Source organism: Paenibacillus alkalitolerans, assembly GCF_016482785.1.
In the GTDB taxonomy this organism is placed as follows: Bacteria; Bacillota; Bacilli; order Paenibacillales; family YIM-B00363; genus Paenibacillus_AE; species Paenibacillus_AE alkalitolerans.
On record NZ_JAEMXM010000010.1, the window covers coordinates 105,662 to 131,218 of the forward strand.

At 52.1% G+C, this 25,557-nt stretch carries 21 protein-coding genes; 7 read left to right on the top strand and 14 right to left on the bottom strand.

Features of this window, described 5'->3' with window-relative positions:
* Positions 1 to 11 precede the first annotated feature (11 nt).
* Genes JET16_RS16555 through JET16_RS16565 form a run of 3 tightly spaced genes read left to right on the top strand, consistent with a single transcriptional unit; the run spans position 12 to position 2,631 of the window.
* The gene (locus JET16_RS16555; protein ID WP_199617602.1) at positions 12 to 881 is read left to right on the top strand and encodes a carbohydrate ABC transporter permease; all 870 of its coding nucleotides are present in this window, start codon (positions 12 to 14) and stop codon (positions 879 to 881) included.
* 14 nt (positions 882 to 895) lie between these two features.
* Entirely contained in the window at positions 896 to 1,714 is an 819-nt protein-coding gene (locus JET16_RS16560) for a carbohydrate ABC transporter permease (protein WP_199617603.1), read from the top strand.
* A 20-nt stretch (positions 1,715 to 1,734) separates the two neighbouring features.
* Entirely contained in the window at positions 1,735 to 2,631 is an 897-nt protein-coding gene (locus JET16_RS16565) for an AraC family transcriptional regulator (protein WP_325176708.1), read from the top strand.
* Between the two features lie 128 nt (positions 2,632 to 2,759).
* Here the strand turns inward: JET16_RS16565 and JET16_RS16570 are convergent, their stop codons facing one another.
* The 5 genes from JET16_RS16570 to JET16_RS16590 form a co-directional block, all read right to left on the bottom strand.
* Complete coding sequence (locus JET16_RS16570; protein ID WP_199617605.1) at positions 2,760 to 5,483, bottom strand: sugar-binding protein; 2,724 nt, start codon at positions 5,481 to 5,483, stop codon at positions 2,760 to 2,762.
* Positions 5,484 to 5,840: 357 nt separating this feature from the next.
* Positions 5,841 to 6,200 carry a DUF6463 family protein gene (locus JET16_RS16575; RefSeq protein ID WP_199617606.1) on the bottom strand — a complete coding sequence of 120 codons (360 nt, stop codon included), beginning with the start codon at positions 6,198 to 6,200 and terminating at the stop codon, positions 5,841 to 5,843.
* Positions 6,201 to 6,240: 40 nt separating this feature from the next.
* Entirely contained in the window at positions 6,241 to 6,456 is a 216-nt protein-coding gene (locus tag JET16_RS16580; protein WP_199617608.1) for a hypothetical protein, read from the bottom strand.
* Entirely contained in the window at positions 6,453 to 7,652 is a 1,200-nt protein-coding gene (locus JET16_RS16585; protein WP_199617610.1) for an ArsA family ATPase, read from the bottom strand. The genes JET16_RS16580 and JET16_RS16585 overlap by 4 nt, the downstream gene beginning before the upstream one ends.
* A 63-nt stretch (positions 7,653 to 7,715) precedes the next feature.
* Complete coding sequence (locus JET16_RS16590) at positions 7,716 to 8,192, bottom strand: MarR family winged helix-turn-helix transcriptional regulator (RefSeq protein WP_199617612.1); 477 nt, start codon at positions 8,190 to 8,192, stop codon at positions 7,716 to 7,718.
* Positions 8,193 to 8,371: 179 nt separating this feature from the next.
* Between JET16_RS16590 and JET16_RS16595 the strand changes: the two genes are divergently transcribed.
* The 3 genes from JET16_RS16595 (at position 8,372) to JET16_RS16605 (ending at position 13,223) form a co-directional block, all read left to right on the top strand.
* Complete coding sequence (locus tag JET16_RS16595; RefSeq protein ID WP_199617614.1) at positions 8,372 to 10,168, top strand: cache domain-containing sensor histidine kinase; 1,797 nt, start codon at positions 8,372 to 8,374, stop codon at positions 10,166 to 10,168.
* 33 nt (positions 10,169 to 10,201) lie between these two features.
* On the top strand, positions 10,202 to 11,749 hold the full coding sequence (locus tag JET16_RS16600) for a response regulator transcription factor (protein WP_325176711.1): 1,548 nt from the start codon (positions 10,202 to 10,204) through the stop codon (positions 11,747 to 11,749).
* 130 nt (positions 11,750 to 11,879) lie between these two features.
* The gene (locus JET16_RS16605) at positions 11,880 to 13,223 is read left to right on the top strand and encodes an ABC transporter substrate-binding protein (RefSeq protein ID WP_199617617.1); all 1,344 of its coding nucleotides are present in this window, start codon (positions 11,880 to 11,882) and stop codon (positions 13,221 to 13,223) included.
* Between the two features lie 50 nt (positions 13,224 to 13,273).
* On the opposite strand, the gene JET16_RS16610 is transcribed toward JET16_RS16605, so the two are convergent.
* The 8 genes from JET16_RS16610 to JET16_RS16645 all read right to left on the bottom strand — a co-directional run bounded on the left by JET16_RS16610 (position 13,274) and on the right by JET16_RS16645 (position 22,031).
* The gene (locus tag JET16_RS16610) at positions 13,274 to 14,134 is read right to left on the bottom strand and encodes a fumarylacetoacetate hydrolase family protein (RefSeq protein ID WP_199617618.1); all 861 of its coding nucleotides are present in this window, start codon (positions 14,132 to 14,134) and stop codon (positions 13,274 to 13,276) included.
* Positions 14,131 to 15,342 (bottom strand): amidase, encoded by a 1,212-nt coding sequence (locus JET16_RS16615; protein WP_199617619.1) that lies wholly within the window; start codon positions 15,340 to 15,342, stop codon positions 14,131 to 14,133. The genes JET16_RS16610 and JET16_RS16615 overlap by 4 nt, the downstream gene beginning before the upstream one ends.
* Entirely contained in the window at positions 15,335 to 16,579 is a 1,245-nt protein-coding gene (locus tag JET16_RS16620; RefSeq protein WP_199617620.1) for a pyridoxal-phosphate-dependent aminotransferase family protein, read from the bottom strand. Before JET16_RS16620 ends, JET16_RS16615 begins: the two co-directional genes overlap by 8 nt.
* Positions 16,576 to 17,853 carry a Zn-dependent hydrolase gene (locus tag JET16_RS16625; protein ID WP_199617621.1) on the bottom strand — a complete coding sequence of 426 codons (1,278 nt, stop codon included), beginning with the start codon at positions 17,851 to 17,853 and terminating at the stop codon, positions 16,576 to 16,578. The genes JET16_RS16620 and JET16_RS16625 overlap by 4 nt, the downstream gene beginning before the upstream one ends.
* A 42-nt stretch (positions 17,854 to 17,895) precedes the next feature.
* A complete protein-coding gene (locus tag JET16_RS16630) occupies positions 17,896 to 19,251 on the bottom strand; it encodes an allantoinase (RefSeq protein ID WP_199617622.1) in 1,356 nt (451 codons plus the stop codon).
* A 70-nt stretch (positions 19,252 to 19,321) separates the two neighbouring features.
* Positions 19,322 to 20,410: an ABC transporter substrate-binding protein gene (locus JET16_RS16635; RefSeq protein ID WP_199617623.1), complete on the bottom strand. Its 1,089-nt coding sequence runs from the start codon at positions 20,408 to 20,410 to the stop codon at positions 19,322 to 19,324.
* A gap of 23 nt (positions 20,411 to 20,433) precedes the next feature.
* A complete protein-coding gene (locus tag JET16_RS16640) occupies positions 20,434 to 21,294 on the bottom strand; it encodes an ABC transporter permease (protein WP_199617625.1) in 861 nt (286 codons plus the stop codon).
* A gap of 14 nt (positions 21,295 to 21,308) precedes the next feature.
* Entirely contained in the window at positions 21,309 to 22,031 is a 723-nt protein-coding gene (locus tag JET16_RS16645) for an ABC transporter ATP-binding protein (protein ID WP_199617627.1), read from the bottom strand.
* Positions 22,032 to 22,249: 218 nt separating this feature from the next.
* Here JET16_RS16645 and JET16_RS16650 point away from each other — a divergent pair, with 218 nt between their 5' ends.
* Positions 22,250 to 23,926 carry a PucR family transcriptional regulator gene (locus tag JET16_RS16650; RefSeq protein WP_199617629.1) on the top strand — a complete coding sequence of 559 codons (1,677 nt, stop codon included), beginning with the start codon at positions 22,250 to 22,252 and terminating at the stop codon, positions 23,924 to 23,926.
* On the opposite strand, the gene ggt is transcribed toward JET16_RS16650, so the two are convergent.
* On the bottom strand, positions 23,872 to 25,422 hold the full coding sequence (ggt, locus tag JET16_RS16655) for a gamma-glutamyltransferase (RefSeq protein ID WP_199617717.1): 1,551 nt from the start codon (positions 25,420 to 25,422) through the stop codon (positions 23,872 to 23,874). The two genes, JET16_RS16650 and ggt, sit on opposite strands and share 55 nt — an antisense overlap.
* Between the last annotated feature and the right edge of the window lie 135 nt (positions 25,423 to 25,557).

The following is a 25,557-nucleotide window of genomic DNA, read 5'->3' on the forward strand; positions in this document are numbered from 1 at the left end:
TGTTCCGAATTATGATTAAAGTTAAACATCAGCGTATCGGCATCTTTCTTTTTCTAATACCTGTCTCGGTCATTTTTTTAGTCTATTTCGTCTATCCCGTCGGTTTTTTACTGTATACAAGCGTTATGAAGTGGGATTCCATAACGCCTATGGAATTTGTGGGGCTTCGCAACTACAGGCTGCTGTTTTCGGACGGCACCTTCACTAAAGCGATGATCAACACCGTGCTATGGGGTGCTGCCTCCATCTGCATCCACATCCCCATGGCCGCACTTGTCGCCATGATACTGTCCAGGAAAATTCGAGGCTGGAAGTTTTTCCGCACCCTCTTCTTCATCCCGAATTTGATCTCGACGCTTGCCCTCGCCATGTTGTGGCAATTTATTTACAACGGGGAATTCGGCTTGCTTAACAGACTGCTCACAGCAATCGGCTTATCATCGTGGCAGCACAACTGGCTCGGCGAGATGAATACGGCGTTTCCGGCTCTCATCGCTCATTGGATTTTTTACATCGGCTTTTACATGATTATCTTTATGGCGTACATCTCTACAATTGATGCCTCGTTATACGAATCCAGCCAAATTGACGGCGCGACCGCCGTCAAACAAGCCTGGCATATTACCATCCCGCTCATTAAACCGGCATTTGCCACGGCGGTGTTGCTGTCGTTGACGGATACGCTCAAGAACTTCGAAGCTCCGTTCCTGTTGACCGGCGGAGGACCCGTTGATCAGACGATGGTGCTTTCGCTGCACATATACAATAAAATGGCTTCTTACCAGTATGGCTATGCCAACACGTTAGCTGTCATGCTGATCGCTATGGGCAGCTTGATGGTACTGCTCGTTCGAACCTTGTTCAACGAGAAAGAAGCTTGAGGCCGGTGACAAAGATGCCAAGGATTAAATCGATTCCCGCTTATGCGGTTATCCTGTTTTTCTTTTGTGTGACCATCCTCCCGCTGCTGTGGGTCATCGTCGGGTCGCTGAAGACGAACGCGGAGCTAATGCGATCTCCGTTCTCGCTGCCTGCCGTTTGGCGCTTTTCAAATTATATTAAAGCGTTTCAATCAGCGAACTTGGGACAATTGTTTATCAATACGATAACCATTTCCACCGTCTCTGTCGCTTGCACGTTATTGTTTTCCTCAATGGCTGCTTATGCCGTTCATTTGGGCGGCAAAATCGGCAAAATCATCTATGCGGTCATTATTACGGGCATATTTTTGCCTATTAACTCCTTGATGGTTCCCTATTTTTTGATTGCATCCAACCTGAACATACTCAACACGAAGATGTCGCTTATTACGACATACTCTGCGGTCGGGATGCCTTTAACGCTGCTGATCGTTTACGGTTTCGTAAGCACACTGCCCAAAGAACTGTTCGAATCGGCGCAAATCGACGGCTCAGGGTTCTATCATACATTCTGGCGAATCTTGCTCCCTCTGATCCGGCCGGGACTCGCAACCGCAGGCATCTTTCAATTTCTGTTTTGCTGGAATGAATTCTTATATGCGCTGCTGCTCACGAGCGACCAGTCCGTACGAACGCTCCAAGTCGGAATCAGCTTGTTCAAAGCGCAATTCAGCGCCGACTTCTCCGCAATGTTTGCTGCTATTATCATGAGCATTATTCCGATCGTTACAATTTTTATTTTATTGCAAAGGCAGGTCATTGAAGGATTGACTAACGGCGCCATTAAAGGCTAAACGAAAGGTAGTGAAAGATTGTGAAAAATCTGCCGGAATCACTGCAAACGTTTAGAAGTTTTTATGACTTTCAAATCTTCATCAACCGGAATGAAGGCGAATGGCATATGCCCTTTGAATGGCATAAGCCTCTGGAGATTTTTTACGTGAGATCGGGAAGAGGCAAATATTATATCGAGGATAAGGTCTACATCTTTGAGCCGGGGGACTTGTTCGTCATCGGAAATCAAGAGCTTCATCGCAGCCAACTGATAGACAATGAAGCGTTCGAAGTGCTGGTGCTGATGTTCGATCCGCAATTGACGACGTTCTTCAACCTCGACGACGGATTCAATCCGCTCTCCATCTTTTATGAACGGTCGGATAACTTCTCGCATCAATTGAAATGTTCCGGGCCGTTGGACTGCAAGCTTAGGATGTGCTTTGATCTTATGATGGAGGAGTATGCGCGCGAGGACGGCTTCTCGCTTCGCATCGTGGGCTCTCTGCTGCAGTGGCTGCTCGTTGAGTTGAACCGCGCATACGCGAATAATAAGCGGTACAACGGGGTTGAATCGTGGCACGGCATCCGGTTCAAAGAAGTTACGAAACAAGCGATGGACTACATCAATGTGCATTATCACGAGGATATACATTTGAAACCCATTGCCGAGCATCTGTGCGTCAACCCCTCCTACCTGAGCCGGGAGTTCAAACGAAACACCGGTTTTACGGTAATGGAGTTCATATCTTTCAAGCGTATTTGGAAGGCGAAGGAGCTCCTGTTGCATACCGATACGAGGGTCACGGAGATCGCCTTTCAAGTGGGGTATAACAATGTGACCCATTTCCATTGGACCTTTAAAAAGCTGATAGGCGTAAGTCCGAATAAGTACCGGAAGCTGCCGAAGTATTACTATAATCTTAAGAAGCATTAGAAGTCCGGCTTGCGCGACCGCATGCCTCACTAGATAACACAGTTGTCTAGTGTTGCAAAAAGTATTGAGGAGAATTCAGAGGTTGTGCGACGCCGACCGCACAACCTCTTTGTTCTGCCGCAACCTGCTTATTTCCGTAGCCAATGCGATAGACTCAATGTTTTGCCTTCGTCCGTCTCATATGAAATTAGCAGAACATCACCGATCGATTGTTTGGAACTCGGATATGTTAACGTTACTTCAACCCTTTGCTTTGCTTTCAAGCTGACCGTACGCTTATCGACAGTTTGATTGTTCGACCATATGAACAAGTTCGCTTCGCCGTCATCCTGGGCTATAAGCGTTACTTGCAGTTTGCCGTCATTCAACAGTTTAGGCTTGCCCGCTATTTGCAGGCTGTTCTTATCCGCCGCCTGACCGCTCGCCAATGGCACGTCGTTCAAAGAGGATTGCAGGATCGACTGGGGTGAGAGCGTACTTCTCGCGACATTCAATGGAATGATGGGCGGTATAGGCGTTGCAGGCAGTGAACCGTCCGGTTCGTATTCTTTCACATAGCCTCGGCCCCAACGGTACGGATCGCCCTGCACGCCTCCCCATGTCGACCAGCCAAGCCGCGTTTGCCCTGTCTTGTCTTGCGTATCTGAATCATAGATGAAAATATTGAAGGCCATCATCCGAGGGTCCACGGCCGCCGGAAGCGCGGAGAACGGAATCTTCGCCTCAATCGTATACCCGGAATAATCGCTTGTATCGATTTGAGATGCTATTTCCATTCCCTTGGCGGTAATATCAATCGGACCTTGATGATTGTCCGCATCCCGGTAAGCGGCAGGCTTGCCCTCGGACGTAGTAGGGAAAATGCCGACTTTAAATGTGGACGACGTGTTTTCAGAATTTCCGCGCGGATCGATCGCGATTTCAACGGAATCGGTTCTCCAGTGGCGTTTGGCATCCGCTTGGGACAGCACGGCGCCAAGCGTATCGTCTTTCACCTTTACATAGAAGTACAACGCGTCATTGTACCAGCTCACTTTGGCATGGCCTGAACCGTCTTCGGCGGACGAGGGCGCTTGGCCTTCCCATACACGGCTTAAGTCCAATTCATGATCGTGGTACTCGTGTCCGGAAACGTACCCGTCAACGGCAGGCTCGGATGCTGCCTGAGAAATTTCAGTAACGGGAACCAGGTTGATGGCTGCTTGTTGAACGACGGACGTATTATTTGTTTCGGTCGTAACCGTAAAGTTGTAATCCCCGTTCGCGCCGCCTTGATTGGAAGTTTTCAAGGATGTGTCGGAATTTTTGACCGAGAATTCGGCCGTACTCGTTTCATTGGCTGGCAGATTCAAAGCCAACTTGGACTGAACCGCTTCGAAGCCCTCCGGCAATTGCAAGGACACCTCACTGTTTTGAAGCTCGCCGCTGTTGTTCGTTACGACAATCCGAACCGACTTTGTTTCGCCGACTCCGATCGAGAATACGGGCTTAATCAGATTGTCCAAGTGTTGAACACCGTTTGCCGCAGTCCATTGTTGGTACTCTTTCACATGAGGCAATGGCGCAAGGGTCGATTGAACCTCCGGCACGCCTGCGATCACATGGCTTGAATAACCTTCTTTGCCGTCAGCCGTTAATTTGGCTTTAAGACGGTACCTCTTCGCTTCCAACGCTGCGGATGCTGTCACGTTAAAGCTGATTTTCTCCGTCTCCCCTTTGGCAAGCTTCTTAATTGAGGTTTGCGAGCCGCCGTCAGCCTGCAAGCCTGCAGGCAATTCAAGCGCCAGCACGGCATCCTTCAATATGTCCTGGCTGTTATTCGTAATTTCAACGTCGACCGTAAATTTCTCGCCCGGGGCAATGCTGTAATCCGACGTTGTCACGAACAGCTCCGTGCCAAGAGCCAAGCTTCCCGGGCCGGAAAGAAGCGCGCCTTCCAACAGCGCCGTCGATTGCAGATTATTATCGGTTACCGGAACGCGGCTGTCGAACTCGGTAAAGCGATCGCACCCTAACTCATTCGGATTCGCCGGCACGTCGGCGAAAACCGCCCAGCCTTGCGACGCGTACTTTCTTTGCGCTTCGCGCTCGAGCTGGGCCCATGTCTTGCCTTGCTTCTCCGACATTCTTCCGCTCCAAACGCTGTAAACCTTGTCCGTCGGCTCCGCCGGTACGAATGTAGTCTCGCAAGCGGCTCCGGAATTAGTACCCGTGCCCGCGGCTCCACGGTAGACGAGCTTTTTCGCCGCCCACGTCTGTAAGCCTTCTTCGGTCAGCTGTTGCGGAAACTTGGCAGGATCCGCAGCAGCGTAGAATGCTTCCACCGCCATCCGGGCCGCATATTGATGATGTCCGTGATTGCCGGGAGTCGGGGACGGATTCATCGTAAAAATAATTTCGGGCTGAGTGATCCGAATTGTACGCACTACTTTTTCAAGCGTCGAATCATGCTCCCAAACCTGTTCGGTCAGGGGAGCGCTCACATTATAGTAAAAATCAACTTTATCCAGATTAAAAACTTGTGTTATCCCCGCGATCGAAACGGCATCCCGCTCCTCCCTCTCCCTCAAAATCCCCAAATCCGCACCCTCTTCGGGTCCGACGGCATTTCCTCCGCCTTCGCCCCGAGTGACGGTCACAATACCCATTTTAAATTGATATTGTTCGATCCATTGACCGTAAGTGGAAAGTCCGCCCGCTTCATCATCCGGATGGGCGCCAATGAAAATCATATCGAGATCAGCCGGGTTTTTGTCGTTCTTGTACTCTCCTGCAAAAGCGGTTAAAGGAAAGAGGCTGCAAAGCATAACAAGCGTCAATGTCAATGCTGTCGCCGATAACTTTTTCTTCATGCACATTTCCCCTCTCAAAATAATGAACTGCAAGAATGGCCGCTCCTTTCACTGATTTTTGGATTCTTGTTCATTATCAAATAAAAAAACTGCCTGTACTAACGATATTTTTGCTGTAAATTTAGATGGATTGTCCAGTCGCCGTCCGAAAGTAAGAAAAACTTCTATCGAAGTACATTCAAGGATGAGCGACCGCGAGTAAGAGGAAGTTTTTCTTGGTAAAGAATTGACTCATTTCCTGCTGAAGCAGAAAACTTATAAATTCTTTATCGTTAAGAAAAACGCCTGACGGCGTCTTTTCAGTTCGAGCTTTAGGTTAGTCATTAAGCGGAAGTTTTTCTTGGTGTGTAGATAAACTCAGTTGCGCAATAAAATCCAGGCCTGCGGAAGGACAAGCCAGAAACCCGAAACAGGCATAACGACAACACCGGCCAAACATATCGCAAGGAGTATCCAACCGAATGCGGGCGGAGGTGCAATGCCCTTCTTTTTCAACAACCAGTCCGCCGTGTAACCGAGGTATATCAACATAAATCCGAACATCATAAACCAGAACACCGTCATAGCCTCCCATTCTCCCTCTGGCGCAGTGTTCCATAAGCCGTCTGCCAAGATTTCCTGAAGCTGCTTCCTGTAAAGAATCAGCCCCACGGCCGTATGAAGCCACCCTGTCAGCATAAGAAATAACCCTGCGCGGCGTTTGATCCCTCTCACCATACCGTTTCCTCTCCTCTCGCTTGCCTCATTCCCGGCACTCTTACGAAATATCGATTTTTCGGGCAGACGGTGCGGTTTGCTCCTCCTCTAACGTATCAATGACACTGTCGATGACCGACCGGGACGCGAGCAACCACTCCTTAAGTGCGTTTTTCACATGCGATTTGGTTTCTCTCCGTTCCAGGTGCGCTAGAAAGCGTTCCGCAGCAGCTAAATTTTCAAGCATCCGCTCCATGCCCAGCCCGGTACCTCTCATTGGTCTTCCCCGCTTTCCAGTTCAGATAAATTCCTTTTGCCGAAACGGATCATAAGCCTGTCATCCGCATACCTCGCGCCCGCAACCTTCCGGCCGATCAGCGGTCTTGGCAAAATGACCTTCCGTTTGTAGGCGCCCGCAGCCACTGTCAATTCGTCCCCCGTCTGCGTTAAATCCAGAACAGCCTTATCGGCGAAAGGTATCGCAAGCTCCAACACCATTTCCTCCCCCTCCTCCCGGATCGATTCCGTTATGCCGCGATAAAACATATCGGAAGGATCACCGGTTCCATATATGATATCGGCAAATCTATCAAGTACGGGAAGCCCGGTAACTTCCTCTTTCATCATTGGAGCTTTCAAAATCGGCAGCGGATGGAAGTTTGTTACGATCTCTTCCTCATACTTCTTTTGAATGTCGCGCCAGCCAGCGAAAAACCCCTGTCCCGCCTCGTCCGGCAGCACCCGGTTTACGATGATCGCATCGGTGTTGAACCCGAACAAGTTCAAATAGGTGAAGGAGCGTTTGGCTTCCGCAAGCACCATCTTCTCGGGATTCAACACGATCCTCACCGACGTGATCTCCGGATTCAGAACGATCCGCTGCATTTCCTCCAACCCCCGCGCGAAACGCTCGATGCTGTCCAGCACGTCATCCGAAGGAAGCTCTATTTTGTTTGCAAGCCTGGCGACCGGCCGGACGAGCTTGATCAGTCTGCGCTCGGTCGGAAAAATTTTTTCCAGCCACCAATTCAATACGTTCGGGTAACTGAGCAGCCGCAGCGTTTCACCGGTCGGCGCGCAATCGACCACAAGCACGTCGTAATGTCCGCTTTGAGCATGCTCCTTAATCTTCAATAAACTGAACAGTTCCTCCATACCGGGAAATACCAGCATTTCTTCCGTCGTGATATCTTTCAACTGCGCTTTGTCAAGCAGCTTCGACAGCCAGCCTTGAACGGTTCCCCAGTTGCGCTCCGTTTCCCGGAGGCTGTTCACCTCCTGCCCCCATAAATTTTCGGAAATCCGGACCGGATCCGGCCCGACGGGTACGGCCAAGGAATCCGCCAAACTGTGCGCCGCATCGGTGCTGAGAACGAGAGTCCGTTTCCCTTGTTTCGCCATCTTCACCGCCGTCGCCGCCGCCACACTTGTCTTTCCGACGCCGCCTTTTCCCGTGAAAATAATAATTCTCATTCCGCTCGCTCCTCTTTAGTACGATTTCGTAGTAAATGTTCAAAAAAATCCGGCTCAAACCGGTCATTCCTCAATCTTAATCTTCATCGGACGGGACTTTGTCTCCTTGAGCGTTATGGCTCCTCCGTCTTGAAAAACTCTGGCCGCCTTAAACAGGAGTGTCGTGAATTGCTCCATTTCTTCCGGCGTAAACGCCGCCTCCAGCCTGCTCAACATGGCCATTATGATTTGCTCGCATTGTTTCGCCAGCTGCCGTCCTTCCTGTGTCAACGTGACAAGTTTAACCCGCTGGTCTTGCACGGATGCAGCCCTGGCGATATAGCCTTTACGTTCAAGCCGTTTAGCGATGCTTGTCATAGAACTTAAAGGAGCTCCCATCTCGGCCGCCAGCTCCGACATCGGCAAATCTCCCCGGAAGAGCAAAATAAGCAGCGTTGACAGATCGGAGCGCGTCACATTTTGTTCGAGGTGCAGCGTGTCGGACATGAAAGCGAACGGCCGCAATCCGGTCTTGAGAAAGAGATCGTATAGCTCCTGCATGCCGCCACTCCTTTTTAGTACGAGTTCGTAGTAATTATAAAACCTATTTTAGTTCGAAATCGTAGCAATGTCAAGAAGGACCGAATTCTCACTGATTTTTGAACGATACGGCCGGATTTTTCCCTTGACGCTTATGTGGTTATATGGGATGTTTCTACCTAGAAATGAGGGATCTTGCAATGGTGAATATGCTTCCGAATATGATGCTGCGGACGTATCGAAACATGGATATCAAGTCGAAGCTGTTTCTATTCCTGTCGCTTGTGATGCTCTCCGGCTTAACCATAACGTTCAGCGCGCTCTATTACGTTTACTCGATATACGACAGGCAGCTGTACGAAAAATCGTCGCAGCTGCTGAATTTGTCCTCCACGGCGATTGAAGCCGAACTGCGGAAGATCCAGCGGATGTCTTTCGGTATTTTGTCCAACGGCGAAATCCAAAGCACGCTTCTGGCCATCCGGGAAGGGAACGCGGACTATGAAAATTTCCAAAACCGCGCCGCGCTCAAAAATACGCTTGTCCGGCACATCACTTCGGAACATTACGTGATGTCTTTGCATTTGATCGATTCCTTGAACAAGGAAAGCTTTGCCGCCGGCAACAACATTTCGATTCCGGACGGCAAGCTGGAGAATATCAGGGCGGAAACGCATCTTGCCGAAGGGAGGGTCCGTTGGTTTTACCCTGACGAGAACGACTCAGCCGTTATTATGGCGCGGGAAATCCGCTCGTATGAAGGACTAAGCCTGACTCCGATCGGAACCTTGATCATCCGCATCAATTTGCGAAAGCTGTTAGACGACTTGGCGGCAGGCTCCGATGCGGCCGGCGGCGGGCTTCGGATCATGTCGGGCCGCGACGCCATCATTCCGGACAACCCGCCGGCGCAGACGATCCCTTCAGCGGCAGCAACTTCCGATCGGCAAACGGGCTACGACATCGCAAATTCGAACGGAAAACACGTATTTATTTCCTACATCCGCTCCCCCTATACAGGATGGACCTATTACAACATCGTCCCGTACAACTCCATCTTCGATAAAGTTGTGTATATGAAGAAGATGCTGATTGCCGGCTTTCTCGTCACCTTCGCCGCGGCGGCCGTCACCGGAATGGGTTTTGCCCGGAGCATAACGAAGCCGATACAATCGTTCACCGCCCAAATGAAAGCGCTTCATAAAGGCGGCCTTGAAAGCATCGAGCCCGGCGGATTGCCTCCAGTGTCCGGTCATATGGATGAGGTGGGACTGCTGCACCGGACGTTTCGGATGATGATCGCGCGAATCCATGAATTGATACAAGAAAATTATGTAAAACAACTCAGTATCAAAGAAACGGAGTTTAAAGCGCTGCAGGCGCAAATCAATCCGCATTTTCTATACAACACGCTGGAGACGATCAACTGGATGGCGCAAACGGAAGGCCATGCGAACATATCGCGCGTCGCGCTGTCCCTCGGTCACCTGCTGCGCAGCTCCATCAGCTTGAAAGAGCCGCTTATTACCGTCCGCGAAGAAATCGAAATTGTTAGAAGCTATTTGACGATTCAAAAAATCCGGTTCGAAGACCAGCTGGAATACGAGCTGGCCGTCCCGGAGCCGGCCGCCGGCTGCCTCATTCCAAAGTTGTCTTTGCAGCCGATTGTGGAAAATTCCGTGAACTACGCCTTGGAGGAGATGATGGAAACATGCCTGATCCGCGTCCGTGCCGTGATCGAAGATGGCCGCCTTCTCGTGACGGTCGACGATAATGGTCCGGGAACGGATCCGATGCTGCTGGAGAAGCTCTATTCCGGTGAGATCAGACCCCGGGGCTCGGGAATCGGCTTGCGGAATATTGACGAACGAATAAGGCTGATGTTCGGCGAATCATACGGATTGACGGTGGAAAGCGGCTTCGGGTCAGGCACCCGCATCCGGCTGTCGCTTCCGGTTAAAGGAGGCAACCGAAGGTTGTCCGTGAGGGTACGCTGATAACCGCACAAGGAGGCAACCATTTTGTACAAAGTGCTGCTGGTTGATAACGAAAAGATTATTTTGGACGGAATTTCCCGCATTGTCGATTGGGAAGCTCACGGGACCCGCTTGGCCGGCACCGCGCGCAACGGAATCGAGGCTTTCGAACGAATCGGGAGAGAGCGTCCGGACATTGTTATCAGCGATATTCGGATGCCGGGGATGGACGGATTGCGGTTGGTTGAGAAGACGAAGGAACAATACCCGAACATCCTCTTCATCATGCTTTCGGGGTTCAACGAGTTCGAATATGCTCAGAAGGCCATGCAGTTCGGGGTCAAACATTACCTCTTAAAGCCCTGCAGCGCGCAGGCTATCGGACAGGCTTTAAACGAAGCCGTGGAGGAACGGAAACGGAGCGAGAACGGCGCGCGGTTTGTGGAGCGCATCCATGCCGGACTTCTGAAAGTGCTGCCCCATGCCAAGGAGCAATTCCTGAAGGAGCTCGTTACCAATAAAACATATGGCAAAAGCGACTGGGAAACCTACAGAAGCTTGTTCAACATCCCTCCGGACAATGAAAAGGTCAGGCTGGCGCTGTTTCAACCGGAGGGAAATTTCGAATACGAACATTTATTTGCTCTGACCAATATTGCCGAGGATATTTTGGGCAAACCGCCGCTTCTGCTTAGCACGACAATCGGAGACCGGGTCCTTCTGCTCATCGGGGACCGGCAAGAGGAGAAGTCTTTGCTCGGGACGATCGGGCAAATCCGATGCACTTTCCGGCAATTTTACAAATCCGATGTAACGATCGCCTTAAGCGGGAGCGGCGACATCACCGAAGCGAGAAGCATGTACGGGGAGACGCTGGAATGCTTGAACTACCGGTTTTATTTGGGCGAAGGCGGCTTAATCACCAAACGGGACATCGGCGCGTTAACCAGGCAAAGCGGAGAACTGTTTCAATATGACGAGGAGAAGCTTTGCTTGCTGATTAAATCGGGCCGCGTGGAGGACGTTCGGAAAGAAATCGACGACCTGTTCGAATCGCTTGCCGGGATAAGAATGGATGCGGAACTGGCTAAGTCGTATGTCATGACCCTCTATTTGGCCATGGTCCGCCAATGCAGTCCGCAGCGGCTGAATGTTCTGATGAATGACATAGCGCGATTGGCCGGCCTGGATACGATCCAATCGCTGAAAGAGTTCGTCATGTCGGCAGCCCTGGGGCTCGCTTCCGCCGTCTTTGAGGCAAACCGGAGCAAACACTCCGCCATCGTCGGCAAAGTGCTGGGCATTATCCGGGACAACCTCGGAAATCCGATGCTGTCTTTGCAATGGGTAGCCGAAGAAATGCTGTACATGAATGCCGATTACTTGGGGAAATTGTTCAAAAAGGAGACCGGCGAAAAATTTTCCAACTACGTCATGAAAGCCAGAATGGAGAAAGCGATCGAGCTGATCGGCCAAATGGACGACGTGAAAGTATTCGAACTGGCGGACACGCTCGGTTTCGGGGATAATCCCAAATATTTCAGCTATGCATTCAAAAAATACACGGGCTTCACCCCTTCCGAATTTATACGAACCCCCTGACGAAGTTAATCGGTTTTTCGGACCAAGAAGTCGGATTATTGCGTTCTCCTCCACTGCCCTCCTCTTTATAATGAGGCTTGTAACCGCACTACATAGACGTAATACTATTTGAAAGGGGAGCACAAACCGCATGAAGAAATGGTTGTCGCCGGTTTTAGCGTTAAGCCTCGCTTTCTCTCTGGCTGCATGCGGCAGCGGGAACGGAAATGTAAACGGAAGCGGCGGCGGAACAAAGGAAACGTCAGCCACGACATCGACAACGGCTGCCGCTTCTGACGGGGAGAAAGAAAACATTACCCTACGGATGACCTGGTGGGGAAACCAGCCCAGACACGACTACACGCTGAAAGTCATCAAAATGTACGAACAGCAAAACCCTCATGTGAAAATCGAACCGGAATACGCCAGCTGGGACGATTATTGGAAGAAGCTTGCGCCGCAAGCGGCGGCGGGCGAACTGCCCGACATCCTTCAGATGGGCTTGTCGTATCTGGCGCAGTATGGAGAGAAGGGTCAGCTTGAGGATTTGACGCCGTACCTGGGCAAGAGCATCGACATATCCAACATCAGTCCGGCAGTCGTGGATGGCGGCCGTCTAGGCGACAAGCTGTGGGGAATGAGCCTTGGCGTAACGAGTCTCGCTTTTCAGTATGACCCGGCGCTGTTGAAGAAAGCCGGAGTCGAAGCCCTGGATCCGAATTGGACCTGGAGCGATTATGAGGATATCGCCCGAAAAGCCAAAGCGGCGGGACTCTTTATGGATACCGGCATGAGGCCGGAAGTGTTCTTCTCGTACTATCTTCGCACCCATGGCAAAACATTGTTCAGCGCGGACGGCACGCAGCTCGGGTATGATGACGACGCCTTGTTCGTCGATCATTTCGGGCGCTTGTCGAGGCTCGTTCACGAAGGCGCGCTTATGACGCCCGATGCCAGAGCGCAAATTAAAGGCTTGGACGACGACCCGGTGGTCAAAGGTACGGCGATCGGCATCTGGCAATGGTCAAACCAGTTTATCGGCCTTCAGTCCGTCGCCAAGCGCGAGCTTGCCTTGTTCAATATGCCGGGACCGAACATGAAACAAGGCATGTTCATCAATCCGGGCATGTATTTCTCGGTAGCGAAAAGCTCCAAACATAAAGAAGAAGCGGCCAAATTCATCAGCTTCTTCCTGAACGACGTGGAAGCAAACAAGCTGATCATGGGCGACCGCGGCGTTCCGGGCTCCTCCGTCGTCAAAGAAGCGCTCAAGCCGCTCCTGACGCCCCAACAGATTCAAGTATTCGATTATGTGGCATGGGCCGAGAACAACAGCACTCCGATGGATCCTCCGGAGCCGGTCGGCGCAGGCGAAGTGTTCGCGGCGCTTACCTCGGCCGTAGAGCAATTGGAATTTAAGAAAATTACCCCGGAGGAAGCGGCGAAGCAGTTCAGGTCGGAAGCAAACGCCATTCTGGGGAAGAACAAGAAGTAACTGGCTTGCGAGCCTCAATTCCGCTTCTTGAGCGGTTTTGAGGCTCTTTCTCAACCCGTTACCGGATTCGACAACTGCCGAAATCCGTCGATGAGACAATCGACCCGGTCTCCGTCCCTTATCACGACAGCTCCGGGAGTCCCCGTCAGAATGATGTCGCCGGGCAGAAGCGTCATTACATGGGAATGGAAAGAGATCAAAAACCAAGGCGAAAATTTCATATGGGACACCTTGCCGCTGCCGGCAACTGTGCCGTTCAATGACGTTGTTACCGTTAAATCCGTTACCCGGTCCACCTCGTCAGCCGTAACGAGCTCCGCCCCCAGGCTGAAGAACGTATCGAAGCTCTTGGAACGCGTCAAATATCTGGCATTTCGGCCATGTATATCCGCTGCGGTCATATCTAATGCGGCAGCATACCCCGCTACTGCTCCCGGAGCGTCGTCTTCCGAGATATTTCGGCAGGTCTTGCCGATAATGACGGCCAGCTCCGCCTCCGCCGTCACCCGCTCCGATTCGGACGGAAGCATAATCGGATCGCCTGGACCGATAAGAGACGTATCCGGTTTCATGAAACTTACAGGCTCTTCGTCCGGAGCCATATCGGCTAGCTCCACAGGATCATCCACGTAATTCATACCGATTCCCCAGATTTTACGGGGGGTCCGGTACAGCGGCGCGTATTCCGCATCTTCAAGCGCGATGGCCTGCAGTCTTAGCAGCTTCTCCTCTCCTCCGCAGCGATACCAGCCCGATAAATCTTCCAATTGGCCATTAACGAGCAGCTCATAGATTCCGGCCTTCCACTTCATCCTCTCGGATTCGTTGACCGTCTCAAGCAAAACCAGGCCATGCGGAGCAGCGATAGCAGCCTTCTCTATACCGTTATGTTTTACAGTTGCTAATCTCATGCCGGTCCCCTCTCAGTTCCTAGTAAATTACTAGCCTCCCTCGCAATTTCATGAACAAAGGCCAGCAGACGCAAATCTTGGTCCGTGCCGGCAATAAGCGATATTCCAATCGGGGGCTTTCCCGGTACGCGCACCGGAATGTTGATTTGCGGCAATCCGGAGAGGCCCGCGATACAGCAGATCGAAAGCATCTTCTCCCGAAATAGCTCAAGCTCCTCCGTAGACCCTCCGAGATGCGGGGCCGGGCCCGGTGCTGTAGGGATTAACAGCAAGCTGTCCTCGCCGAGTCGTTCAACCAAGCGTTCTCTGACTTCACGGCGCAACCGGAAAGCATCCTCATGATCGCCTGCCTTAAGCTTGCTTGCCCACGCAATCCGCCCGGCAATGCCCGGTCCGAACTTCGGCCGGGACGCACGGATCCACTCTCCGTGGCATTGCCATATCTCCAGTCCCTGCAGCACTCGAAATGCATTCATCCAATCGTTATAGCCTTCGTCCGAGAGTATGATCTTCCCGCTCCGCTCGACCATGCCTGCAATAGCTTTCACCAGCGGATCCGACTCTTTCATCGCACCCGGATCGGCGAACGACCAGACATCCCCCGGTACATAGACGGATCGGAACGGAACGCCTTCGCCGACTGCCGATGCATCATCAAGAAGCACCCGGCCGATTTCAAACATCCGCTCGGCCGTATTCGCCATCCAACCGACGGTATCGAAGCTGGGAGCAAGCGGAATAACGCCTTCTGCGGAAATCCGGCCATGGGTCGGCCGAATGCCGTATATTCCGCAGAAGGAGGATGGGATCCGAACCGACCCCCCAGTATCCGTTCCAAGCGCAAAATCCGCACTGTGCGAGGCGACAGCCACCGCGGAACCGCTGGACGATCCTCCCGGAATCCGATCCGGAGCGTTGGGATTCACCGGCGTACCGTAATGATGGTTGATGCCGTTTAAGCTGTACATTAATTCGTCCGTGTGGGTAACCCCCCGCAGCCGCGCCCCTTGGCGGAGCAGCGTACGGATGACGGCCGCATGCCCGCGAGCCGCAGCGTGCGTTTTGCGCCAGTCCGGATTTCCCGCCGCGCACGTATGTCCTTGGATATCGAATACGTCTTTTACCGCAAAAGCAAGGCCGCTCAACAAACCTGTTCCCTGCGGCTCCGCCGATACATCCTCATGAATATAAGCCCCGTATCTATTCATAAGCGTCGTTTCCTTTAAGATAAATATCAAGGGCGGCTTGAACCGCTCGTCCCGGCACGATAGCTGCCTTATGACGAATCAGTACGGCCTCTAGCGCACTTAATACGTGAAGAACATTTCTCTGGCTGCAGCTGTATCCCATCGAACCGATTCGCCATATTTGCCCCTTCAACGGACCGAACGAGCTCGCAATTTCAACACTGAATTCCCTCAGCAGCATCCGGATGACCGAATCGCCGGAAATTCCATCCGGTATCGTTACGCATGTGACCACCGGAAGCTTGCAGCCCGGATCGCCGAACAAGGAAAGTCCCATCGCTTCAATCCCGGCGACCAATGCTTCTTCATGCTTTTTATGGCGGGCGAAACGCTCTTCGAGTCCTTCTTCAAGCACGATTCGCAAGCCTTCACGGAGGGCATAGAGCATGGAAGTCGCCTCGGTGTGATGGTTTAGCCGGCTTGGGCTCCAATAGTCCTGCAGCTGGCCAAGATCGAGATAGTTGCTCCTGATTACGCGTCCGAAAGCTGCTGCAGGGGCATTCGGGTCTCGAAGCCCCCGTTCAATGGATTTGCGAGCCCGAATTTTCGCTTCCGCGCGTTCGTTGAACGTGAGCGGCGCCATCCCGGCCGGTACGGATAAACACTTCTGCGTGCCGCCGATCGCCGCATCAATCATCCACTCGTCGGTTCGGACATCCGTACCTCCGATCGTAGCCACGGCATCCACGACAAATAAAACGTCAAGATCCCGGCATGCATGCCCGATCTCGGCAAGTGGCTGCATCCTTCCCGTAGAGGTTTCCCCGTGGACCATAGCCACAATAGCAGGTTTTTCGCGTTTGATCCGGTCAATGACCTGCTCCGGATCGAATACTTTTCCCCACTCCTGCTCCATCGTCGCCACTTGCGCGCCGCATCGCTCCGCAATCTCTACAAGCAGATGGCCAAACCTGCCGTAGATCGGCACCAATACTTTATCGTCCGGTTCAATAAGGCTGACCAATGCCGCCTCCAGCCCCGAGCGCGACGTCCCGTCCACGGGAAATGCATTATGGTTTGCCGTCTTGAACGTCTCGCGAATCATGTCCATCGTCTCATTCATAATGTCCGTAAATTCCGGATCGAATTGACCCAACACAGGTGTCGCCATGGCGCGAAGCACACGCGGATCCGCTTCGACAGGCCCCGGCGTCATAATAGTGCGCAAAGAGGGAGCCAGATCCTTGTACCTCTTCATGCAAGCTCTCCCCCTTTATAACCATAGAAATAAAGCCACTCGATCAAGGTCACAATACCGTCGGCCAAGCTGCCGGGATCGCTGAATTCCAGCGGAGAATGGCTGACTCCGTCTTTATTGGGAACGAACGCCAAAGCTGTCGGGCACACCGCTTGGAATAACTGGGAGTCGTGGCCCGCCCCGCTATTCATAAATCGATAGGAGTAATTATATTCTTCACAGATGTTTCTTAACGTTTCATTAAAGGGGGCATGCATCGGGACAGGCGGCTCATTCATCCACTCTTGAATTTGAAGATGAAGCTCTCGGGAATCCGCAATTTCTTTGAAGCAGCGATGAAACTCGCGGCAAAACCGTTCAAGCGTATCCGCATTCGCATCGCGCACATCTACGGTAAACGCGACTTCTCCGGCAATGACGTTCGGAAGATTGGGCGACACATTCAAGAGCCCGGTCGTAGCGACGAATTGGCCCCCTTCGAGCCGTGCGGCTTCCTCCAGCTTTTGAATCATTGCGCACGCACCCGCAAGCGCGTCCTTCCGGACATCCATGGGTGTCGTCCCCGCATGATTTGCCGTGCCGGATACCTTTACCGTATAACGCCTTTGGCCGACAATGTGATTGACGATGCCGATGGATCGGCTCTCCCGTTCCAGCAACGAGCCCTGTTCTATATGAAGCTCGATAAACCCGAGCACATCGTGACGGCGGGGCGAGCGGTATGTACCCTTGCCGAATCCGGCCGACAGCATCGCTTGCTCCAGCTCTACCCCATCGCGGTCCCGAATGTCCGGTACGCGTTCCAGCGAATATTTCCCCGTAATATTTCCCGATCCCCAATACGTTAAAGGAAAGCGGCTGCCTTCCTCTTCGCACAAAGAAACAACTTCGAGACTGACCTTAGGTGCGCCGTAGTTGTCCCGCAAATATTTCAGCGCAATGATTCCGGCAAGAATCCCGTAAGCTCCGTCATATTTACCTCCCGATTTCACCGTGTCCACGTGAGACCCTGTAAGCAGCGTTCCCGCAGAAATCCCTTCCCCTTCAAGACGGCCGTACAAATTTCCGCAATCGTCGAAACACACATGCAGTCCGGATGCTTCCATATGTTGTGCCAGCGCTTTTTGAGCTGAAAGCCACTCCTTACTGTAAAGAAGCCGGGTAACTCCCCCCGAAGGGTCCGCCCCAAAGCCGGACAACCACTCGATCGCTTCCCCTATATCCGACATGATTCGATCCCGATCGCTCTTTGAAACCAGTTGTGAAGTAACCATATGAACGCTCCCTTTCCAATCCTCGCCGATCGGCAGTATATATCACGGACTTACCCATTGTCCGAAGCCTGCGTCCTGAATGCCCGAATCCCGCAAGTAGACGGTCTTTCCCCGAACCATCGTTTGCGTTACGCGGCAGTCCAACCTCCTGCCGACATACGGACTTTGCCGGTGACGATCGTAAAGATGCTTCCGTTCCAAAATATATGACTTTGAGAAATCGATAAAAGCGAAATCCGCGTCGGCTCCGATCCGGATCTCCCCCTTCTTCGGATAAAGCCCGAAGCGCCGTGCCGGGTTCGCGGCGAGCAGCCGGCACAGAGCAGGGAGCGGAATTTTGCGCTTGCAGTACCCTTCGCTCAGCATTAGTTCCACGGAATGCTGAGCTCCCGAAATGCCTCCCCAAATTTCAAACCAGTTCGGGGACTCTTTTAATTCAGGGGGACAAGGGGAGTGGTCTGAACTGATCATATCCAGCTCTCCGCTCGCAATCGCCTGCCATAATCCATCCTGCTCCTCTTTAGAACGAAGCGGAGGAGCGCATTTGGCCAACGCCCCGACCTCCTCCAAGGCGTCCTCCGTCATAACGAGGTAGTGCGGGCACGTTTCAAGAGTGACGTCCAAGCCGGCCGCTTTCATCTTCGAGATGGCGGTTACGGCGGCAGGAGTGCTGATGTGGACAAAATGCAGAGGGCATCCGGTTTGTTCGGCATAAAACAACGCCCGTTCCACCGCTTCCAGTTCTGCGGCAGGCGGCCTTGTCTCCAAATAGTCTCCAGCCGATGTACGGCCTTTCCGCAGCTTTGCGTCCGCCAGTGCGCCGATCATCGCTTCGCTTTCCGCATGCAGAGCAAGAATCTTCCCAAGCCTCGCGATTTCCTCCATCCCCCTGAAGAGAGTGATATCGTCGACTTCCCGAAACGCCCCTTCTTGTTTTCCTCCCGCCGCGGACATGAAGGCTTTGTATCCGATCACTCCGCTCTCCGCAAGATCGGCGAGATCCTTCAAATTGCCCGGCACCAAGCCTCCCCAGAAGGCATAATCCGTTACGGAACGCCCCTTCGCCAACCGCTTCTTCATTTCGAGGAATTCCTCCGTCGTCGTAGGCGGCAAGCAATTAAGCGGCATATCGAAGTAAGTGGTGCAGCCGCCTGCCGCGAGCGCCGACGAACCGGTCGGGATTCCTTCCCAATCGCCTAGTCCCGGTTCGTTCAAATGCACATGGACATCAATCATCCCGGGGATGATTATCTGCCCTCCGGCATCCAGCACCACCGCGCTATCTTCCGCGATCGTTCTCTCAAGCTTGGCGACAGCCCCTCCGGCAATGCCTATGTCGAGTCTCGCCACCTCGTCTTTCAGTACAACGAGTCCGTTGGTAATGACCGTATCGAGCATCCCGCAACCCCCCCTTAAAAAATCAGTCCTTGGGACGCGCCGTCCCAGGACTGATTGCTTTATATAACTCTTACTTGAATTCGGATTTCACAAGCTCCGGCGCAACAGCCTGAAGGAAGCTCAATTCGTGATAGCTCTTCGGGTCCTGCAGTTCCTTAATGTTACCGACGCTTTTCAGATAGTTGCCGACAGCTTCCCCGTTGCTGTCATTTATATAGTTATCGTTCACTTCCATGGAATAGACGTTCCGGTTCATAATCTCCGTCAGCTCCTCCGGTGTCAGGCGCAGCTCCGGAGCAAGCACTTTAATCGCTTCTTCGCGGTTGTCGTTGATGTAATCGGTCGCTTTCTTAAGCGCCTTAAGCGTAGCCTTGATCGTATTCGGATTTTTCTCGGCGAAATCGTCGGTAACCTGAATCGTTGTATGAACGCTCATCCAGTTGACGTCGCCCTGCTTGTCCGGCAGCTCGCTCTTGGTTCCGCTGAAGAGGAAGTGCCCACCGCCTTGAATCGCTTTCGTGATGAACGGCTCCCAGCACGCCATCGCGTCTATATCGCCTTTCTCAAGAGCGGTTACGGCATCGCTCGGAGACAGGTTGACATACTTGATTTTACTCGCGTCGACACCAAGCTCTTTCGCCATGTTATTGATTGCAATGACGACGTCGGCTCCGCTCGGAACGCCGATCGTCTTTCCTTCCAAATCTTTGGCGCTGTCCAATTTCAGATTTTTGCCGCCGACAACCGCTTGGGTTCCGGCTATTTGCGCGAGAGGAGCCACGATTTTCACGCCGACATTGTTCGATTTCAAGATGATGTCCATAAAGTTCGTTTGAATGCTGATCGGCGCGCTTCCGCCGGCCACCATCGGGCCGATGTCCGGACCGCTTTCGATCAATTGGCTTGTCACGTCAAGCCCTTCTTCTTTGAAGTAACCCAGCTTATCGGCGATAATTTGCTGGGATGAGATTTGCGCGTCTCTTACCCCGACCAACGTAAACTGCTTCAATTCGATTGCGTCGCTTGCTGCGGATGCCGCAGGCTCCGACGCCGCCGGTGTACCCGTCTGCGCCGCAGGCTTCGCACCGCATGCCGCAAGACTGAGCGCCAAGCTTACAATAGCTGCCCCGCCAACGAGTTTTTTAAGCTGTTCCTTCATTTATAACGCCTCCTAATGTTTTTTTATTTTTTTTCGACTGCGCTGCGAACCCCGTTTTTCCGCCAGGTCACCAGCCTTCTTTCCAAAACCTTCAGCAAGTAAGAGAGAAAACTGAATTCAAGGCCTATCAAAACGATCGCGACAAACATATTGGACATCTTGAAGTAATTGCGCGCATCCACAATGATGTACCCCAAACCCGACTTCGCTCCCATCATTTCCGATACGATCAGAGATGAAAACCCAAGACCCAGGCTTACTTGAGCCCCTACGAAAATACTCGGAATCGCGGAGGGCAATATGACCTTGAAGAAAATATGCCGCTCGCTCGCCCCCAAGCAAAGAGCGGACCGAATGAGAACGGGATTGACTGACTTTAGCCCTTCCAACGTATTAGCCAGCACCGGAATGAACGTCGTCCAGGCGATCAAGAGTATTTTAGGAAACTCGCCGATCCCGAACCATATTATAAAGATCGGCAGCAGCGCAAGGGCGGGAATCGGACCGAGCAGATTGAGCACGGGGCTTATCCAATACTCAACCGTTCTGTACTTGTTCATCAGCACACCGGCGAACACCGCACATACGAGTCCCGCCATAAAGCCTGCTATAATGCGGATCGTACTGGAAACCACACTGTCCAAGATCAGTCCGCTCTGCGCCAACAGCCAGCCTTCCTTCAGAATATCCGTCGGAGCCGGCAAAAAAATCGGATTAAACAACGACAGCCTGCCATTGACCGTGCTGACCATTTCCCAGAGCAGGAAAAAAACAAGAATAGGAATGAGTCCCTTGTATTTCGCTGTTTTTTCAATAAAGCCGATTGGTTTCCGGTTTACTGACCCGCTTTTCTCGGTTGCTATCGTTCCTAATTGTTTACCCATCGTATACCTCTTTCTTAATCCGTCAACAGCTTCTCAATGCGGGAGACGAGATCGGCAAAATCCGCACGGTGCTTGTCGCGGGGCCGTTCCATATCGATCTCGAACACTTCGGCCACTTCGCCATGCTTCATCACCAGTATGCGGTCCGCCAAGGAAAGTGCCTCATTGATGCTGTGGGTTATAAAGAGAACCGAAGGCCGAAGCTCAAGCCATATGCGAAGCAGCTCCTTCTGCATCAGGTCTCTTGTCAGCACATCCAGTGCGCCGAACGGTTCGTCCATCAGAAGAATATCCGGGTCGCTGGCCAACGCCCGCGCAATGCCCACCCTCTGCTTCATTCCGCCGGATAATTGATCCGGTTGATGGTCCGCATATTCCTCAAGTCCGACAAGCTTTAAGTATTTCCGGGCGATTTCACGCGCTTCCTCCTTGTCCCGCCCTTGAACTTCAGGACCAAAAGCGACATTGTCGATAACTTTAAACCACGGAAACAACGCATGCTCCTGGAATACGACGCCTCTTGATTTCGAAGGGCCTTTAATAGACTCGCCGTTCACCGTAATCTTGCCTCGATCCGGCTGCAAAAATCCGGCGATCAAGTTGAGCAGGGTCGACTTCCCGCAGCCGCTATGCCCAAGAATGCAGATAAACTCATGGGAATCCACATGAAAACTAATATTTCTAAGCACCTTCTTGCCTTCGTAGGATTTTTCAACTTGGTCGACCACCAGGTGCAAAGCCGTCACCCCTTTTAACCATTATGTCACTTTTCATAACATGGTCAATTTCGATAGATAAATAGTATCACTTCCACCTCCTTTTTCAATAGCAAAAGCGAACAAGAATTTATACCTATATTGTGCTACTTGCATAATAACGTGAAGAATTGTACAGTGAAATTCAATCAATAGGTCACCTCGCGTTACTTATACTAACATTATATGGAGGGTAAATTGTGAATTTAAGTGCATTATTTCAGATCCCCATTTTTCAAGGGAGTCGAGTTCTGGCGGGACACAGCGGGATGAATAGAGAGGTTCGATCGGTTAATATGATGGACGCTCCGGATATTATCGACTTTCTCAAAGAGGATGAGCTTCTTCTGACAACCGGTTATGCGATTAAAGAGCATCCGGAAGAAATGCTGGAATTAGTGCGAAATATGGCTGTTCATCAATGCGCAGGCCTCGCCGTCAAGACCAAACGGTTTCTTCAAGAAATCCCGGCATCCGTTCTTCACCTCGCGAACGAGCTGCAATTTCCGATTATCGAGCTTTCGCTGAATCATTCCCTCGGGGAAATGGTCGGAGAAGCGCTAAGCTACATCATGGAGAAGAGAAACGAGGAGCTCCGGCACGCCTTGTCGATGCATCGCGAGTTTTCTCAGATGGTGCTCAAAGGCGAAGGAATTCCTTCGATCCTCAAAGCGTTGTCCGAACTGACTAAGCAGTCTGTTCTGCTAATCGACTCCCGCTTGCAGGTTTTGGCCGAATCGGAGAAGCAGCCGGACTTTCTTTACCGGCATATACAACAACCGGCACAATACTTTCTAACCCACTGGCAACTGCTCCGCACAAGACCCTGGACACTGTGTTTATTTCAGGCGGAGACCGGTCAGCGCCAGGAGCTGCTGTTCTATCCGTTGGAGATAACCTCCCATAAGCGCTGCTGCTTGCTGTTCGTGAATTGGACAATTGAGACCAAGGCTCTCCCGCTGCTGGCGATTGAGCAAGCCGCTAATGTGATCGGCTTTGAGCTTATGAAGCTCCAAGCCGTAAAGGAGCGGTCAATGAGGTACAAGAATGATTTTTTCGACGACTTGGTGGAAGGGAATTTTCAATCCGCGTCGGAGATCGTACGTCAAGGGAGACGTTATGGGTTGGAAGAAACGTATCCGTGCCTTTGCGCAGTCGGAAAGATAGATGACTTGCCGGAGTTTAAGGATGATAACTTGTACAGCAAACGGGACCATATTTATGACTGTCTGAAGGATATCGTGAACAAGCGGAAACTGCCTTCTATCGTGTTTATCAAAAAAGATTTGTTTGTCATTCTCATTAAATGGGAGCGCGGCGAGATGGCGGCCGAGTTTCAAATTCGCGAGTTTTTCATTCAGCTGCAGGAGCAGCTTTATCAAGCCGAGCAAATCTCGCTGTCGTTCGGAATCGGGAATCCGACGGACCAATTGACTTCGATTCCGGCCGCCTTTAAAGAAGCGCATAACGCTTTGCTTATGGGCTATCAACTAAAGCACTCGCGCTTTGTCCAATCCTTCAGAGTCAAAGAAGTCGTCGATCTGATGAAGATGATTCCGCAGGATGTGCTGCACGATTTTTACCGCGATTCGTTTCAAGCTTTGCTTGACCTGGAAGAGCACGAGCGGAAGGAGTTGATGAACACGGCTAAAGTATTTTTGGAAATGCAGTGCCAAATTACCGAAACGAGCAAGCGGTTGTTTATCCATCGCAATACCGTCGCGTACCGGCTGAACAAGTTCGAGCAGCTGACTTGCCGAAGCCTGCGGGATCCGAACGATTCTTTACGTTTGCGGCTGGCTTACCTGATCGAGAATGTTCACTACCAGCCCATCGCCGCGCCGTCGCTTCTAGGGTCGGCGCCGCCTCTGCGGTAACCGTAACGATTTACCGCTATCGCGTGGGCGTGGCCGACGATGCCGTCGAAAGCGTTGACGGTCCGGACCGTATGGCCGAGAGCGCGCAGCTCATCAATGACATTCGGATCAATCCGGCTTTCAAGCTTCAGCTCCTGCGTAGGGGCTCCCCACGTTCTCCCCCATACCCAGCGGGGCTGGTCAATCGCTTGCTGCGGATCCATTCCGTAATCGATCATCCGTGTCAGCAGCGCCGTCTGGGTTTGAGGCTGTCCTTCCCCGCCTTGCGTTCCGTACAAAATGGCCGGCTTGCCGTCCAGACATGCCATCGCGGGCATTAACGTGTGAAAAGTCCTCTTACGCGGTTCCAAACAATTGACATGCTTCGCATCGAGCGAGAAGAACGATCCGCGGTTCTGGAGGAGAATTCCCGTTTCTCCCGCCACCACGCCGGAACCGAATTCAAAGTACAGGCTTTGGATGAAGGAAACCGCGTTCCCTTCCGCATCCATAACGGCCGCATATGCCGTATCGCTGCCCATTGACTCGGCCTCCCTGGAGGAAGCACCGCCGGGCTTGATCTGATCGGCAAGCTTGGAAGCATGATCCTTGCTAAGCAACCGGTCGAGCGGAATATCCGAAAATTCAGGATCGGTCAGCACCGCGTCACGGTCTCGGAAGCAAATCTTAACCGCTTCAACAAGAAGATGATAGTACTCGGCAGAACCGTGCTCAATGCCTTGGAAATCGAACTTTTCCAGCACATTCAATATCATAAGTCCGACAAAGCCCTGCGAGTTAGGCGGCAGCTGGTATACGGTATGATCCCTGTATGCGCTTGACAACGGGTCAACCCAATTTCCTTCATGCGCCTCAAAATCGTCCAGTGTCAGCAATCCGCCGTTTGATTGGAGGAAATGTACAATATCGCGGGCGATGTCTCCCCGATAAAAGGCATCCCGTCCGTTAAGAGCGATCTTTGTCAGCGTCTTCGCAAGACCGGCTTGAACAAATCGTTCGCCGGGCTTCGGAATCCGGCGGTTTGGCGTGTAAATAGCCGAAGTAAAAGGCTTCTCCGACAGCAGTTCGTAACACTTCACCGTATTTTCGTGTTGATCGGCCGACATCGGAAACCCGTTGGAAGCATAGCTTATGGCCGGTTCAAGCACATCCGCGAAGCTCAACCTCCCGTATTCCCCATGAATCGCATTCCAGCCGTCCACCATTCCCGGTACCGTGATAGCGCTAAGCACTCCGCGAGTCGGTATCGCATTCATACCGGCAAACCGGCCGCGGTGAACGAGAGCGCCTGAACGCCCGCTGCCGTTGTAAGCGCGTACTTTGCCGTCGCCCGAATGGTAGGACAACCAGAACGAATCCCCGCCCAGACCGGTCATATGAGGATAAACGACCGCCAAGCACGCGCTTACGGCAACCGCCGCGTCGAAGGCGTTCCCGCCCTTCTCCAGGATGCGTGCTCCGGCAGCCGTGGCCAGGTAATGAGGGCTCACAACCATCGTTTTCGGACCGATGACACTTTTACTCGACGGCACAGCTCTTCCCCTCCATTGGTTTTCAACTTTGCGCAATGGTAACACGCTTTCATGGCTATATCAATATTTTTTTGTTACTATATTTCCGATTTTTTATTG